The organism is Acidobacteriota bacterium (genome assembly GCA_028874215.1).
Lineage (GTDB): Bacteria > Acidobacteriota > UBA6911 > RPQK01 > JAJDTT01 > JAJDTT01.
Genome location: JAPPLF010000042.1, coordinates 169,701 through 185,032, shown reverse-complemented (window position 1 = coordinate 185,032; position 15,332 = coordinate 169,701). Strand labels below are relative to the sequence as shown.

Sequence of the window (15,332 nt, the reverse complement as noted above, 5' to 3'; positions counted from 1 at the left end):
GGACTACTCTCCCCTTCGACACCCGGGAAGAACGACGCGGACATCCTCTCAGAAAATGGTCAGATAGTCAGGACCCGGAGCAGATCGGTTCCTCCGGGATGGCCGATGGGGACGCCGGCCACCAGCACCACCAGCGCACCCTTTTTCAGACCGACCCGGCGCACGGCTTCCTCCCGTGCCCGGTCGAAGAAGTCGTCGGTCTGCTCCAGGCTTCGGGTGGTCACCGGCTGGACTCCCCAGGTCACGGTCAGGGATCGCCGCGTCCGCTCGTTGTGGACCAGAGCCAGGACAGGCGTCCGGGGCCGGTACTTGGAGACCCGTTTCGCGGTGCCCCCCGATTCGGTGAACGCCACGATCAGGGAGGCGCCCAGTTGATGGGCGGTCTGGCAGGCATTGTAGGAGATGGCGTCGTCGGTCAGAGGCTCCAGGTGGTCCCGCTTGTCCACCAGCATGGCGTCGTAGGGCAGGGCTTTTTCGGCCTCCATCGACACCTCCGCCATGACCCGGACCGCTTCCAGGGGATACCGTCCGATGGAAGTCTCCCCTGAGAGCATGACGGCATCCGTGCCATCGAACACGGCGTTGGCCACGTCCGTCACCTCGGCTCGCGTGGGGACCGGCAGGGAGATCATGGACTCGAGCATCTGCGTGGCCGTGATCACCGGTTTTCCCAGCTCGTTGCACAGGGCGATGAGCTCCTTCTGAACGACGGGTACCCGGGCCAGCCGGATCTCCGTTCCCAGGTCCCCCCGGGCCACGATGATGCCGTCGCTTTCATTGATGATGGACGCCTGATTGGTGACGGCCCGGGAGCGTTCAACCTTCGAATAGATCCCGCCGCCGAATCCCATTGCCAACAGGATCTCACGGGCTTTCGCCACGTCATCGGATGTGGTCACTGTGGATAGCGCGACGAAGTCCGCCTGCTGCCGAGCGGCAAATCCCATTGCGGCCGTCGCTTTTTCGTCGGGAAAAGGCTGGGAGGGCTCGACGCCCGGAGTCGTAACTCCCCGGCCGGGTGTGATTCGACCCGCGGTGAGAGCCTCGCAGTGAACGTCCTCGCCCTGAACCTCCCGGATCTCCAGGGTGATCATTCCGTCATTCAGAAGAACCCGGTTTCCAGGCCGGGCGTCCCGGTGGATTCCCGCAGGTTTCACTGGGACCACGAAGTCTTCCCCATCCGCCCCGTCCTGGCGGCTGGTGAGCGTGACCCGTCGGCCTTCTTTGAAGGAGATGGAACCCGAAGGAACATCGCCCGTCCGGTACTTGGGGCCGGGCACGTCCACCATGATCCCAACGGGTCGTTTCAGTTCCTCGGCGATGGAACGAACGTGGCTGAACGCCGTCGTGTGGTCCTCCATGGTCCCGTGGGCCATGTTGAGGCGGGCCACGTTCATTCCCGCCTCGACCAACTGCTTAATGCTGGTCCGGGATCGTACCGATGGCCCCAAAGTGCAGACGATCTTGGTTCGGGGCCGGCTCCTGGTGGACATCATTTGGGGTTGGGCCGCGTTCGGGTGCCCTGTGGAGTTCAGCTTACTACGGTGGTCTGTAACAAGACCAGAAATAAGACCACTCGGGACCGTGGACCCCTTCAACAATTTGGACTATTCTCACGATTCATTGAAAACGAACGCTCTGATCCTGCTGGCTGTCCTCCTGTTGACGGCCAATACCTCCTGTGAGCAGCACCGGGAAGTCCCTGGGAAACCGGACCAGCCCAACATCCTCCTGATCCTGGCAGACGACGTGGGACGCGAGGTGCTGGGCAGCTACGGCGGCAGTTCCTACTCGACTCCCAACCTGGACCGGTTGGCCCGAACCGGGCTGCGCTTCGAGCATGCCTACAGCATGCCCGTCTGCCACCCCTCCCGGGTCTGTCTCATGACCGGGCGCTACCCCTTCCGGCTGGGTCATCCGGTCTGGGGAACCTTTCCCGAACAATGGGAGGAAAGGACCCTGCCCCAGATGCTGAAGCGCACCGGATACGCCACCGCCATCGCGGGCAAGTGGCAGCTCACGCTGCTCCGGGAAGACCCCGAACACCCCGTCCGGCTGGGTTTCGACCAGTACTGCCTCTTCGGGTGGCACGAAGGACCCCGGTACTACGAACCACTGATTTGGGAGAACGGCCGGGTTCGTGGCGACGTCCGCGACCAGTACGGACCGGACGTCTATGTCCGGTTCCTCACCGAATTCATGGAACGCCACCAGTCGGGTCCCTTCTTCGCGTTCTACTCCATGGCGCTCTGCCACGACGTCACCGACGACCTGGAAGCACCCGTCCCCTTCGGTCCCCGAGGGCGTTACGACAGCTATTCCGAGATGGTGGAGGCCATGGACCAGCGGATCGGCAGTCTGGCCGGAGCTCTGGACCGCCTCGGATTGCGGGAAAAGACCTTGATCCTCTTCACCACGGACAACGGTACTCCGAAGAGGTCCATCATCACTGCCCAGGGCGGGAATCTCGTCCGGGAACCGGTATCGAGCAGGATGGGAGATCGGACAATCCGCGGAGGCAAGGGAGATCTCACCGACGCCGGCACCCGGGTGCCTACGATCGCCAACTGGACCAGGACGTTGTCCCCGGGTCAATCGACCGAAGCCTTGGTGGATTTCAGCGACCTGCTGCCCACGCTGGCGGAGCTGGGGGGCGCCGAGGTCCCCCCGGGGGAGACCCTGGACGGGACCAGTTTCGCTCCGCTCTTGAGAGGCGGGCCGGGCGAGGGACGGGACTGGGTCTTCGCGGAGCACCGGGGCCGCAGTTGGGTTCGAACGCGGGACTGGAAGTTGTACCGGGACGGCCGCTTCTTCCACATGGCGGATGATCCCGACGAGACCCAGGCCGTTGCCTCGGATCAGGAGCCTGCCGTCCGCGGACGTCTTCAGACCGCTTTGGACACCCTCTTCGAGACCCGCCCGTCCGCCGTCGCCGGCGATTGATCCGGCCTCTTCCGTGGGGCGCGAGACTTCTTGTAGCGGCTATCCGGACCAGGGAGGAAGAATCTCCACCATCTCGGCCAGGACCCGGCCGTCCGGACTGGAAATCAGGTTGTGCCGCCCGTAGAGTGGCTCGCGGCCTTCCATTTCCAAGGCCCGCGCGACGACCTGGTCCGGTTCGACCCGGAAGTAGCGCCGGGGATCGCTCCGGTGGGGGATCTCCATCTGCTTCAAGATGGTTCCCAGCGGGATCAGCCCTTCCAGGATCAGTTCCCGGGCCGAATTCCCAAACCCGTCGAGCCGGATCCGGATCGCGCCGAATTCCACCGGCCTGGCGCTTTCCGCGGTGATCAGGACGACTTCCCGGAAAAGGATGCCGGAAGGGGCGCCGCGGCTCACTACCCGGAGATGGATCGGCTCCCCGTGGAACGCTTCCAGGGTGGGAGTCATGTCCCGGTCGTGCACCAGCAGGTCCCGGTATGGCTGAGGAATCACCAAACCCTCGACCCGCTCGATGGCGGGCAAACGGAGTCCCCGCCGGGAATACGCGTCAGCCAGAGGATCCAATTGCCGGGGGGTCATTCGGGCCCCAGATTCTAGCAGAATCCGGCCGCGCCTCCGCCAGGTGGAGGGGCCGCTGGAGGAGTGATTTACAATCGCCCAGTCTTGGAGGGGCGATTTCCAATCGCCCAGTCTTTTGTTGTCTGATTAGGAGTTCGGCGGTTAGGAAACCGCCGTTCCTGTTCAGCGGTTAGGAAACCGCCGTTCCTGTTCAGCGGTTAGGAAACCGCCGTTCCTGTTCAGCGGCTAGGAAACCGCCGTTCCTGTTCGGCGGTTTGGAAACCGCCGTTCCTGTTCAGCGGCTGGGAAACCACCGTTCCTGTTCGGCGGTTTGGGAACCGCCGCTTCCGGGGATGTTAGAATCTTGCGCCATGCTGGATCTCATCATTCAGGGCGGAATTCTCATCGACGGCACCGGCAGGTCTCGCTTCAAGGCGGATCTGGGCATCAGCGGGGACCGGATTCAACAGATCGGAGACCTGAACGGCCAGGAGGCCCGGGACCGGATCGACGCCGGAGGGCGGGTGGTCGCTCCGGGCTTCGTGGACGTGCACAACCACTCCGATTCGTGGCTGCTCTCGAACCCCAACTTCCTGTCCAAGACGGCCCAGGGATTCACCACCGAGGTGATCATGGCCGACGGAATCTCCTATGCCCCCGTGGACCGGCACACGGTCCACGCCTGGATCTACTACCTGCGGTCGCTCAACGGACTCAGGCTGGAGGAGTACGAGGGCTGGGAGAGCCTCGCCGACTACATGGCGGCGCTGGATGGCCGGACCGCTCAGAACAGCATTCCCCACATTCCCTACGCCAACGTCCGGGCGCTGGCCTGCGGGTTCGGACGGCAGGCGCCGGACGACATCCAGATGGCTCGGATTCTGACGGAGATCGAAAAGGGTATGGAGGCCGGCGCGGTCGGGATCTCCACGGGACTGGACTACATCTCCCAATGCCACGCCTCCACCGACGAACTGGTCAAAGCCTGCCGGATCATGGCTCCCCACGGTCTGTACGCGACCCACATGCGCTACAAGATGGGAATCCTGGCAGCCCTCGAGGAGGCCGTGGAGATCGGCAGGAGGGCAGGAGTCCCCGTCCACATCTCCCATCTGAAGGCCATCGACGAAGCTACAGCCGAAAAGGTCCTCGACTACGTCGACCGTGTTGCCACCCAGGAGGTGGACTTCTCCTTCGACGTCTACCCCTACCTGCCCGGGTCCACCATGCTCAATTTCCTACTGCCCTACGAGGCATGGGACCAAGGACCGCTGGCGGCTCTGGATCAGCTCCGGACCCGCAGGTTCCGGGACCGGTTGGCCTCGATCCTGGACGTCCCGGCCTTGGAACGGGCGATCGTCGCCTGGACCTCCAGCAAGGGCAACCACCACCTTCAGGGCATGTCCATGAGCGAATACATCTCCCGGCGCGGACTCCCGCCGGCCGACGCCGTTGCCGACCTGTTGATCGAGGAGAACCTGTCGATCCTGCTGGTATTCCACCGCGGGGACGACTCCATGGTGGAGCCCTTCCTGACCCACAGCCACTACATGATGGGCAGCGACGGCATCTACCAGGAAGGGGGCCTCATCCACCCCCGGCACTACGGATCGGCCCCGCGCCTTTTGGGCCCCCTTGTCCGGGACCGGAAACTCTTTTCCCTGGAAGATGCGGTTCACAAGCTGAGCGGCTACCCGTCCCGCCGTTTCGGGCTGCGGGACCGGGGAGTCCTGAAGGAGGGGAATTTCGCGGATCTGGTGGTCTTTGACCCGGACACGGTCCGGGATCGAGCCACGTACAAGAACCCCCATCAGCTTCCCATTGGGATCGATCACGTGGTGATCAACGGCGTTCCGATCCTGCGGCAATCCCAGCCGGTAGAGGGTCCGGATAGCCCGTTGCCGGGGCGAGCCCTGCGATTTCACCAATAGTCCTCCTGACAGGAGCGCGCCATGAGCATCGATCCAGAGGTCCACGAGCGAATCTCCGCCGCGGCCGAGGGACTCTACGGCGAGACCGTCCAGCTCATCCGTGAGCTGGTGCGGATTCCCAGCGAGAGCCCCAACTACGCGTACGCCAAGATCTACCAGGAGCGCGGCTACACCAAGCTGTACGACGCTCCGGTCACCCTGGGCGGCGAGAGGAAGGTGGCCGAGCACCTGGAGCCGGTCTTCACGTCGTTGGGAGCCGAGACCTTCATGGAGGCCAAGGAGCCGCTTCGGCCCAATCTCATCGGCATTCTCCCGGGCAGCGGCGGGGGCCGGTCCCTGGCGCTCAACGCCCACACCGACACCGTCCCCACGGGTCCCCACGAGGAGTGGCGCTGGGGAGACCCGTTCAGCGCGCGTCTCGAGGAGGGGAGGCTCTGGGGCCGCGGCTCCACCGATGACAAGGGTCCGCTGGCCTGCATGATCAAGGCCGCGGAAGTGATCCAAAGAGCCGGTTTTCGCCTCCGAGGCGAGCTGCAGCTCCACGCCACGGTGGGCGAGGAGACCATGGACGGGAAGACCCACGGCCCCGGTTACTTCCTGCCCCGCAACCCCCGTTGCGTCACCGACGCCTGCCTGGTGTGCGAGTCGTCGGCGCCGCCCCACCGCCACGGCATCTGCCTGGCTTCCGGCGGCGCATCCTGGCTGCACATCGAGGTCGCCGGCAAACCGGTCCACGCCGCCATGGGTTACCGCACCTACCGAATGGGATACGAAGGGGGCGAAGTGGGGATGGACGCCATCGGCAAGGCCCTGAAGATCTACCGGGGCCTGGCGGACCTGGACGAGGAATGGGCCGCCAGCAAGCTGGACCCGCAGGGACTGACGCCCATGGGTTATCCGTCCATCATCACGGCCTGGATCCACGGCCATCCCAAGGGGATCGAGATCCCCTTCTTCGTGGCGGACCACTGCGAGCTGGGGGCGGCCGTCTGGCGGGACCCGCGGGACAGCTACGAACGGGTCCGGAAAGAGGTCGACGAGCGGATTCATGCCGTCTGCCAAATGGACCCCTGGCTCCGGGAGCATCCGCCCAACGTCGAGTGGCGGCTGGACTGGCCGCCGTTCCGCATCGAGCAGGACCATCCGCTGGTCGCCGCCGCCGGCCGCGCCTACGAGACGGTGCTGCGGCAGGAGCCGCGTTACATGACCTGGCAACCGGTGAGCGACGCCCGCTTCTACCAGGAATGCGGCGTGCCCTCGCTGCTCATGGGGCCGGGCGACTACCGGCGGGCGCATTGCTACGACGAGTACCTGGAACTGGATCAGATCGTGGAAGGACTTGCGATCTACGCGCTGACCATCCTGGATTGGTGCGGATTCGACGGGTAGAGCGCTGTGCCAAGTTGTTGACGGTCCCATCCCGCATTTCTCACCAGGTCGCTACGTGTATGACGAAAAAGAATCTATTTTTGAGCATTTGCGCAATTTGTTGCGAGGTTGCTTCGGGACAGACTGCGCTGGGCGCGCGCCCCCTGGTGAGAATTGCGGGATATGGCTGAGAACTCCGGGATCGACTACCGGCTGGGTCAAGACAACGTCCGGTTCCTCGGTCTGGACATTCACAATCCCGTATTCATCGTCTCCAGCCTCACCATCATCGCATTCGTCGCCGGGGTGCTGGCATTCCAGGCCGAGGCGGCGTTCGCATTCGAGGCGCTACGCGCGTGGCTCACGTCGACCTTCGACTGGTTGTTGATGGGCACGGGCAACCTCTTCGTGCTCTTCTGCCTGCTATTGCTGGTGACGCCGCCGGGCCGCGTGCGCCTGGGCGGTCCGGATGCCCGGCCGGACTACTCCCGGCCGGCCTGGTTCGCCATGCTGTTCGCCGCCGGTACGGGCATCGGCCTCATGTTTTTCGGGGTGTCGGAACCGGTGGAGCATTTCCTGAAACCGCCGCTGGGCCTCGATGCAGCCGACACGGCGGCGGCGGCGCGCCTCGGCATGGCCAGCGCCATCTACCACTGGGGTATCCATGGATGGGCCATGTACGCCGTGGTGGCGGTTGCGATCGCCTTCGCGTCTTACAACCTCGGCCTGCCGCTGGCGTTGCGGTCGGCGTTCTATCCGCTCATGGGGGAGGCTGTGTGGGGGCGGTTCGGACACGGCCTCGACACCCTTGCCGTCTTCGCCACGCTCTTCGGGCTGGCCACATCGCTCGGCCTCGGCGCCCAGCAGTTGGCGGCGGGGGTGGCCCGCCTGTGGGGCACGCCATCGACCGACACCACCCAGGTGCTGCTGATCGCCGTTATCACCGGTATGGCGCTGGCGTCGGTGATCAGCGGCATGGAGAAGGGGGTCAAGCGGCTGAGCCAGGCCAACCTGCTACTCGCCCTGTTGCTGCTGGCGTTCGTGCTGACGGTGGGGCCGACGCGCGCCATTGCCACCGGCGCCGTCGCCAGCCTCGGCCAGTATCTCGCGTCGATCGGACCGCTCAGCAACTGGGTGGGCCGCGAGGATCTCGACTTCATGCACGGCTGGACAACCTTCTACTGGGCCTGGTGGCTCTCGTGGTCCCCCTTCGTCGGCCTGTTCATCGCCCGGGTGTCGCGTGGCCGGACCGTGCGCGAACTGGTCGCCTGCATGCTGGTCCTCCCGACACTGACGGCGACGATCTGGATGAATGCCTTCGGCGGGACCGCGGTGTCGCAGTACGTCGACCGCGGTCATCCCGCCGTGATCGCGGCAGTGCAGGCACAGCAGCCGGAACTTGCCCTGTTCGCGCTGCTGGAATCGCTGCCCCTTGCGACCGTCACGTCGTTCATCGGCCTCGTGCTGGTCGTGGTGTTCTTCGTCACCTCGTCCGACTCCGGATCACTGGTCATCGACACCATCACCGCCGGCGGTAAACTGGATGCGCCGGTTGTCCAGCGCGCGTTCTGGTGCGTCTTCGAGGGGCTGACCGCCATCGCGCTGCTGCTCGGCGGCGGCCTTGTGGCTGCACAGGCGGCGACGCTCGCCGCCGCCGTCCCCTTTGCGCTGGTACTCGTCGCCCTGTGCTACAGCACCTGGAAGGGTCTGCGCGCGAGCACGGCGGGCCGGGTCCGTTGAGGTTAACCCGCCACGCGTGCCACTGCTCGGCGACCTACAGGCGGACGCGGCTCCGAACCGGTGCATGGGAGCGCGTGCCTTCCAATGACAGGGATGGAGATTGCGCGGCCGGTCCCGGCCGCCGCTGGTTGTCCGGCGTCAGAATTGCTCTCGTCCGGCCGAACTATCCCCAAAGATCCAGCAGGGGGTTCCCCTTGACCAGCTCACGCGGCTGATCCAAGTGGTTGAGGACCTCCATGTGCGGGTCGATGCCCAGGCTGAAGTAGACGGATGCCAGCAGGTCGTTGGGATGGACCGGCTTTTCCTTGGGCGAGGATCCGGTCTCGTCCGACTCTCCGTAGAGCGTCCCGCGAGCGACGCCCGCACCCGCCACCAGCGCCGTGTAGCAGTAGGGCCAGTGGTCCCGGCCATCAGGAGCGTTGGTGTTCCCCGACGTGCTCACGCCCAGGCGCGGCGACCGGCCGAACTCTCCTACCGTCACGACCAACGTCTCGTCCAACAGTCCCCGATCGTCCATGTCCTCCAGGAGCGCCGAGAGCGCCTGATCCAGGACCGGGCAATGCAGGTTCTTCAGGGGACCGAAGTTGGCGGCGTGGGTGTCCCAGGCCGTGGTTTCCGGGTCCCCGTTGGCCACGGATGGCCAGTTGAGCTGAACGAAGCGGGTTCCCGCCTCCACCAGACGCCGGGCCATCAGCGCCCCCTGGCCGAAGGTGGTCCGCCCGTAACGTTCCCGCACCGCGACCGGCTCCTGCTCCAGATCGAAGGCGGCCCGGGCCTTGCCCGAGAGGACCAGGTCATAGGCCCGCTCGTAGTATTCGTCGAGCGCGTGCTGGCCCACGGCCTTCTCCAGGTCGGGCATGGACTTGTTGATTCCCTTGAGCAGAGTGAAGCGATCCTTCAACCGCTGGGGCGGAACCTCCTGGCGCAGGGACAGGTCATCCAGGCGGATCGCCTTGTTGGGATCCTGGTAGAGCCGGTAGGGATCGTAGGCTTTGCCCAGGAACCCGGCGGCTCCTCCCTTCCCCACCACGTTGGATTCCTGCAGCGGTCGCGGCATCTCCACGAAGGGCAGCACCGGTTCATCCAGGGGGAGCATCTTGGAGATGTGAGACCCCGCAGTCGGGAAATCGGCGGGGGACGGCGGCTCCAACTGGCCCGACGGTGACACCCGGTCAGGGGGATATCCCGTCAGCATCTGGTAGATGGCCGCAGTGTGGTTGAACAGCCCCTTGGGCGTGTAGCTCATGGAGCGGATCAGGGTGCACTTGTCCACCTGCTGGGCCAGCTTGGGCATGGTCTCGCTGAGCCAGATACCGGGAACTTTGCTCTTGATGGGCTTGAACTCGCCCCGAATGTTGGCCGGGGCGTCCGGCTTGGGATCCCAGATGTCGATGTGGCTGGGTCCCCCTTGGAGAAAGAGGAGGATCACGCTCTTGGCGGAACCGAAGCCTTTGCTGGCCACCAGGTCGCCGGCAACCGACGCCGTAGAGGCGGCTTGGGCGGCCTGCCAGGAAAAGAAATTGGGAAGGCCGAGGCCGAAGAGGCCGATGGAACCGACCCGCAAGAACTCCCGGCGCGTCGGACCGTCACATAGAAAAGCGCGATGACCTGGTACGACTAGCATTGGATACCTCCGTGTTCAAAAGCTTGCGCATGACGGCCGGTGGAGAGCCGACCGTTTCGTCTTATTTTCTATTCTCGATCTCCGTCTTGCAACCTCGTGAACTTCCACTCACCGATTGAACAGGAATGCGTTGCTGTTCAGCAGCGCCCAGAGCAGATCCTGGGCCGTCCCGGCCCGGCTCTCCCGTTCCCGGAACAGAAGGGCCGCCGACGCGTACTCGGATTCCGTGGGCGGACGGCTCAGCGTGGACAAGTATAGGTCCTCGATCAACTCGCGGTTCGAGGCGCCTCCCAGAATCAGGGATGCGACTCGCCCTTGGGGGTCCGCCACGGCCCGTCCCACGGTGGGGCCGTTGACCAGATTCAACGCCTGGGAAAGGCTCATGTCGCTTTTGCGCTCGCACTCGCAGGGATCGTCCCGTTGGGGCCGCCCGAAGAGGTCCAAAAACTCGCCGTTCTCCACGTGGGGATCGGGTAACTGGGCCGCACGAGAGTCGTCCGGAACCGTCTCGAATTCGACTCGCGAGCCGGTCGCAGCTGTGATGGCGTCGGCCAACTGCTCCGCGCTGAGCCGCCGGGGAATCCGCCGGGAGAAGTTGACTCCGTCGTTCTCGTTCCAGGAGTTGGTCTGGATCGACGCCTGGTAGGTCCGGGACTCGACAATGGTCCGCATGAGATGCTGAAGATCGTAATCGTGGTCCTTCAGATCCTTCGCCAAGGCGTCCAACAGGGGAGCGTTGACCGCCGGATTGGAGGCCCGGATGTCATCCACCGGTTCGATGATGCCCCGCCCGAAGAAGTAGCTCCAGACGCGATTGGCCACAGCCCGAGCGAAGAAGGGGTTCTCCTTCGAGGTCAACCACTCCACCAGCGCGGGGCGCTGGTCGCCCTCGGCCTTCAACGCAGGAGCTCCCTCGACGGGAACGAGATAATCGGGCTCCACCACTCGCCCATTCTTGGGGTGCTTCAAATCGGCGTCCTGGCGCTTTTCGTAGACGATCTCCTCCCCACTCTTGAATCCGGGCCGGATCCCGATGGCGGAGAAGAAGGCCGACATCTGAAAGTACTGGTCCTGGGTCCATCTCTCGAAGGGATGGTCGTGACATTGGGCGCAGACCATGCGGACGCCCAGGAACAGTTGCGTGGTGGTCTCCATGGCGTCCTGGGGAGTCCGGGCCACACGGAAGTAATTGACGGCAGGGTTCTCCAGCGTGCTTCCCTTGGAGGCCAGCAGTTCCCGGACCAGTTGGTCGTAGGGTTTGTTGTCGGCCACCGACTGCCGGATCCACTCCCGGAAGGACCAGATGCCCTTGTGGCCCAGGAACTTCCGGTTGTTGCGCAGGAGATCGCCCCATTTCAGGGTCCAGTGATCGACATAGGCGTCACTTCCCATGAGCCGATCGATAGCCTCGCGGCGTTTCTCCTGCCTGTCGGCCGGATCCGCCAGAAAGGCCCGGACCTCCCCGGGACTGGGGAGACGCCCGGTCAGGTCCAGAGAGACCCGTCGCAGGAAATCGCTGTCCGTCGCCGGAAGCGAAGGCTGAACCCGGATCCGCTCCAACTTCCCGTCCACCAATCGGTCGATATAGTTGTACTGAGGCAGAGGACGCCACGCGAAACCGGAGCTGGGATTCAGCACCGTGACCGGAACCGTCACGAACTTGCCCTCGTAACGGACCAGCAGGGCTCCCTCTCCGACCCGCTGGCCCTCCACCACGGCGCTGTCCGTCACGGCGATGGCCTCGGTGTTGCTGCTGCCGAGATGTGCCTCCCGGGTGACGTCCCGGAGGCTGCCGTCCTCGTATTCGGCCAACACGACCACGCTCTGCGTCTGGCCGGGTGCGGTCAGGAAGACCTCCTCCGGCAGGACCTCCAGCCGCCGCACACGATCCGCCGAGTCCTCGCCGTACGGCACTCCGTCGCTGATCCATTGCAGGAGGGTGTCGTAGTAGCGCGAATCGCGCTTCAACCTGAGGCCGCCGCCATGGGCCACCTCCTGGGTCGGCTTGGCCAACATCAGGCTTCGAGCCGGATCGGCCCGATTGAAGCGCCGGCCCGACATGTCATAGAGCAGCGACTGGTAGTCGAACCGGGGATCGTAGCCCCGGAGCGAGAGCTTGAAGCCGTTCTTCCCTTTGGCCGCTCCGTGACAAACTCCCTGGGTGCAGCCCACCTTGTTGATGACCGGCAGGACGTCCTTCAGGAAGGTGGTCGGTTGTTCGCGCGCCGGCTCGATCCGAACCGCCACGTCCGCAACGAGGGCTTCAGCCGTCACCCTGAGGGTTGTTTCTCCGGATTTATTCGGGTGGAGGTAGCCATCGCCCTGAACCTCCACCAGACCGGCCGGATCTTCGTAATCGGCCGTCGCCGTCAAGTCACGTCTTTCGCCCGTCGCCGTGATTCCGGTGACCAGAATCCTTCTGACGGAACCCGGTCCCGAGAAGACCAGAGGAGAAGGCTCGACCCGAATTTCCTGGAACTCCTCAATAGTCGCCCCAGTTGCTCCGGCTCCGAGCGCGGAGGACGGAATCAAGGCCCAGAGCAGACCGGCGAACATGGCACTTATGGGGATCAACCGCATCGATACGCGTACCGTGAACATAGACGCCCCCGATTAAACTATTTAGTCCCTCGTCCGGAGAGAAACCACGCCCGCTTCGTTCTTCTTAGACTCCTTGCCCGCGACGATCAAACGGGTTGCCACGGATGGAATCCGATAGGGAACCTGCGTTTCCGTTCGGGTCGCCAGAGTCGAGGACGATGACAACTCTATGGCGTACTCACCCGGCTGAACCGATTCACCGGCTGTGCAAGGGATCCGAAATTCCTCCTGCTCCGGGTCCACTTGGACCGACTCGCAAAGAACCCCATTCGGGAAATTCTCAGGCTGAACGTTTACCGACCGGTCGAAAAGCGGATCGCGTTCGACCCGGCCCCGCAATTGCCCACGACCACCCGGCTGGAGCGTCAGACTCGTTTCCGCCACCCGGATGTGGTAGCCCTGCACCACGTCGAAGGTCAGCGCGCGGCTCCGGACCATCTGCTTCCGTCCCCGGAACTCCACTTCGCCCTCCGCCAGGAAGTTGAACTTTCCATGGACCGTGCCCATGGTGGTGGCAAGGACAATGGCGCCGGCGCCCGGTTCCCCCTGCCCTTTCACTGTCCGGATCCGCAGTTCGCGGGTGATTGCTCGATTGGTCGTGAGCTCCCGCGGCAGCGTCACCGCGGGATCGGCGGCCACCATGCGCCAAGTCACTCGCTGGTCCATGCCGGGCAGCAGGCGCTCTGAGGTCACTCCCGCCAATTCCAGGCGAACGGGAATCTCCGGGCGCACGTTCACCGGCAATCCAAGACCCAGCCAGGGAGCCTTGAACGGCTCTTCACGCATCCGCATGGCGGGTTCCGGCAATCCCGTTCCCGGCTTGACGGCAGTCACGAGACCCGGCGCCTCGGCCCAGCGTTCGGTTCGGGTGCCGTCGGGCAACACGGCCGTTCCCCGGACCGAGACCCGGCGGACTCCCAGGGAGGCTCCGCCCTTGGCCGTGACGGTCAGGACCCCGGTGGTGGAGCGGAAGGGACTCTCGGGAGCCACCAATTCGGGGGGCACCTCACCCCCCTCCACCAGCAGATCCTCTCCTGCATCCGGGACCTCCAATCGTACGGCGCCGGCATACCCCCGCCTGTCGATCCTGACTTCGATCCATGCGGTGCCGTTTCGAGGGACATTCAAGTACGGAGTCAGCAAGCTGATTGTGAAATCGCCCCCACCTCGCCACGCCGATAGCCGGTAGGCGTAATCGGAACCGCCGCGCCCTACCAGATCCTCCACGGTGACGGTCACTTCCCGCGCCCCATCGGGGACCTTGAATTTCAGGTGGGGATCGCGGCTGACGGCGCCGTGGGTCCGGAACGAGTCATTCCTCAAGGGCACCCGATCGCCTCCCGAGGCCAGTATCTTCCCCTCGGAATCCAGGACCGAAACCCGACCGAAGAGGCGTGTCGTGCCCAACCGCGAACCTGCCAGATGAACCGACCACTCCTCACCCGGTGCAACCTGGAGACGATAGCGGTCGACTTCGCCGGGCGCCGAGATTCGCCCGTTGACCACCGTTGAGGGTTCCAGCACTTCCGACGGCTGTTCTTCCCGTTCCAGTCGCTCGGGAAGGTCGCCCACGACGAAGGGCAGCGGAAGCGCGCCCGGCGCTCCGGGAACCTGCAGCATCACGTAGTCCTGGTCCACTCCCGACAGGTCCAGAGGGATCTCCCGGGGACCGGCGCCATGTCCCCCCAGCATTTCGACCCGGATCTCTCCACCTCTCTGCCAACCCAGGGGAAAGACCCCCTCGGCGTAGTCGAAGGCGCCTATCTTGAGGCGATAGAAGTTCTGGTCCTGGCGGCTGAAACGGGCGTCGTGGACCACCGCATAGTAATCGCCCTCGGGAAGTTTCAGGTCGAGGCGTGAATCGACGCCGATCCCGGCAGCGTCATCATTTCTGGCGACCTGTTTTCCCTTGGAATCGAGCACCAGCAGAACAGGGTCCAGGGCCGAAGCGATCCGGCGGCTCTCCACCTCAAGGACGACCCTCTTCCCTTCCCCGGTACGGAACCGATAGATGTCGCGGTCCGGTCCCTCCAGGGTCCCGTTCACCGTCACCGGGACCGGCACGGTCCGGCTTCCCGAGGGAGTGTCGTTGGCCCCTCCCTTCTGCTCGTTGACTTCGGGGAAATCGCCCACTGAAAAGAGCAGGACGTTGGAAAGTCCCCGGTCGCTGCGGACGCGAATGGGGTAAAGGCCGGAGGCTGCGTCTTTTCGAACCTCCACCAGAAAGGCTGCCGATTTCACGTCCGGAGCCGGGGTGTCCGGGTCCAGCGCCGCCAGCGGAGTGAAACTACCAGGAAGCGATGAGAGGACCTCCAGATTCCCGCCCAGTGCCGTTCCCGACAGGGTCAGGGTCACGGCCGCTCCTTTTTGAGCGCCGGGCGGATGCATCTGCTTCAACTGCGGGGCTTCAGCCAGCAGAAGGGAACCGCTGAGCAGCGACAGCAACACGGTTACACGACCGGCTCGATGTCCTGTTCGCTGGAAGGGACCAGATTCGTTCATGGGTGCGTCCATGGAATTGGCGGACCGTCGGTTTACGCTCAGTCTACACCCGTCCAGTGTCAGAT

At 64.5% G+C, this 15,332-nt stretch carries 9 protein-coding genes; 4 read left to right on the top strand and 5 right to left on the bottom strand.

Annotation, left to right across the window (positions count from 1 at the left end; translation table 11 throughout):
• Positions 1–59: 59 nt before the first annotated feature.
• Positions 60–1,496: a pyruvate kinase gene (gene pyk, locus OXT71_08545; GenBank protein ID MDE2926432.1), complete on the bottom strand. Its 1,437-nt coding sequence runs from the start codon at positions 1,494–1,496 to the stop codon at positions 60–62.
• Between the two features lie 127 nt (positions 1,497–1,623).
• On the opposite strand from pyk, the gene OXT71_08540 reads away from it, so the two are divergent.
• Positions 1,624–2,943 (top strand): sulfatase-like hydrolase/transferase, encoded by a 1,320-nt coding sequence (locus OXT71_08540; GenBank protein MDE2926431.1) that lies wholly within the window; start codon positions 1,624–1,626, stop codon positions 2,941–2,943.
• Positions 2,944–2,982: 39 nt separating this feature from the next.
• Here the strand turns inward: OXT71_08540 and OXT71_08535 are convergent, their stop codons facing one another.
• Entirely contained in the window at positions 2,983–3,522 is a 540-nt protein-coding gene (locus OXT71_08535; protein MDE2926430.1) for a hypothetical protein, read from the bottom strand.
• A 350-nt stretch (positions 3,523–3,872) separates the two neighbouring features.
• On the opposite strand from OXT71_08535, the gene OXT71_08530 reads away from it, so the two are divergent.
• From OXT71_08530 to OXT71_08520, 3 genes are all read left to right on the top strand, one after another.
• The gene (locus OXT71_08530) at positions 3,873–5,432 is read left to right on the top strand and encodes a D-aminoacylase (protein MDE2926429.1); all 1,560 of its coding nucleotides are present in this window, start codon (positions 3,873–3,875) and stop codon (positions 5,430–5,432) included.
• A gap of 21 nt (positions 5,433–5,453) precedes the next feature.
• On the top strand, positions 5,454–6,821 hold the full coding sequence (locus OXT71_08525) for a M20/M25/M40 family metallo-hydrolase (protein ID MDE2926428.1): 1,368 nt from the start codon (positions 5,454–5,456) through the stop codon (positions 6,819–6,821).
• A 162-nt stretch (positions 6,822–6,983) separates the two neighbouring features.
• Positions 6,984–8,540: a BCCT family transporter gene (locus OXT71_08520; protein MDE2926427.1), complete on the top strand. Its 1,557-nt coding sequence runs from the start codon at positions 6,984–6,986 to the stop codon at positions 8,538–8,540.
• Positions 8,541–8,703: 163 nt separating this feature from the next.
• Here the strand turns inward: OXT71_08520 and OXT71_08515 are convergent, their stop codons facing one another.
• The 3 genes from OXT71_08515 to OXT71_08505 form a co-directional block, all read right to left on the bottom strand.
• Positions 8,704–10,164: a DUF1501 domain-containing protein gene (locus tag OXT71_08515; protein ID MDE2926426.1), complete on the bottom strand. Its 1,461-nt coding sequence runs from the start codon at positions 10,162–10,164 to the stop codon at positions 8,704–8,706.
• A 108-nt stretch (positions 10,165–10,272) separates the two neighbouring features.
• Positions 10,273–12,765, bottom strand: coding sequence for a DUF1549 and DUF1553 domain-containing protein (locus OXT71_08510; GenBank protein ID MDE2926425.1), 2,493 nt, complete (start codon positions 12,763–12,765; stop codon positions 10,273–10,275).
• 21 nt (positions 12,766–12,786) lie between these two features.
• Positions 12,787–15,267 (bottom strand): hypothetical protein, encoded by a 2,481-nt coding sequence (locus tag OXT71_08505; protein ID MDE2926424.1) that lies wholly within the window; start codon positions 15,265–15,267, stop codon positions 12,787–12,789.
• Positions 15,268–15,332: the final 65 nt, after the last annotated feature.

What these genes read in the sequence shown, in the direction of transcription:
- OXT71_08510 (MDE2926425.1), bottom strand. Translation starts at nt 12,765, where the DNA reads ATGTTCACGGTACGCGTATCGATGCGGTTGATCCCCATAAGTGCCATG.
- OXT71_08515 (MDE2926426.1), bottom strand. Translation starts at nt 10,164, where the DNA reads ATGCTAGTCGTACCAGGTCATCGCGCTTTTCTATGTGACGGTCCGACG.
- OXT71_08525 (MDE2926428.1), top strand. Translation starts at nt 5,454, where the DNA reads ATGAGCATCGATCCAGAGGTCCACGAGCGAATCTCCGCCGCGGCCGAG.
- OXT71_08520 (MDE2926427.1), top strand. Translation starts at nt 6,984, where the DNA reads ATGGCTGAGAACTCCGGGATCGACTACCGGCTGGGTCAAGACAACGTC.
- OXT71_08535 (MDE2926430.1), bottom strand. Translation starts at nt 3,522, where the DNA reads ATGACCCCCCGGCAATTGGATCCTCTGGCTGACGCGTATTCCCGGCGG.
- OXT71_08530 (MDE2926429.1), top strand. Translation starts at nt 3,873, where the DNA reads ATGCTGGATCTCATCATTCAGGGCGGAATTCTCATCGACGGCACCGGC.
- pyk (MDE2926432.1), bottom strand. Translation starts at nt 1,496, where the DNA reads ATGATGTCCACCAGGAGCCGGCCCCGAACCAAGATCGTCTGCACTTTG.
- OXT71_08505 (MDE2926424.1), bottom strand. Translation starts at nt 15,267, where the DNA reads ATGAACGAATCTGGTCCCTTCCAGCGAACAGGACATCGAGCCGGTCGT.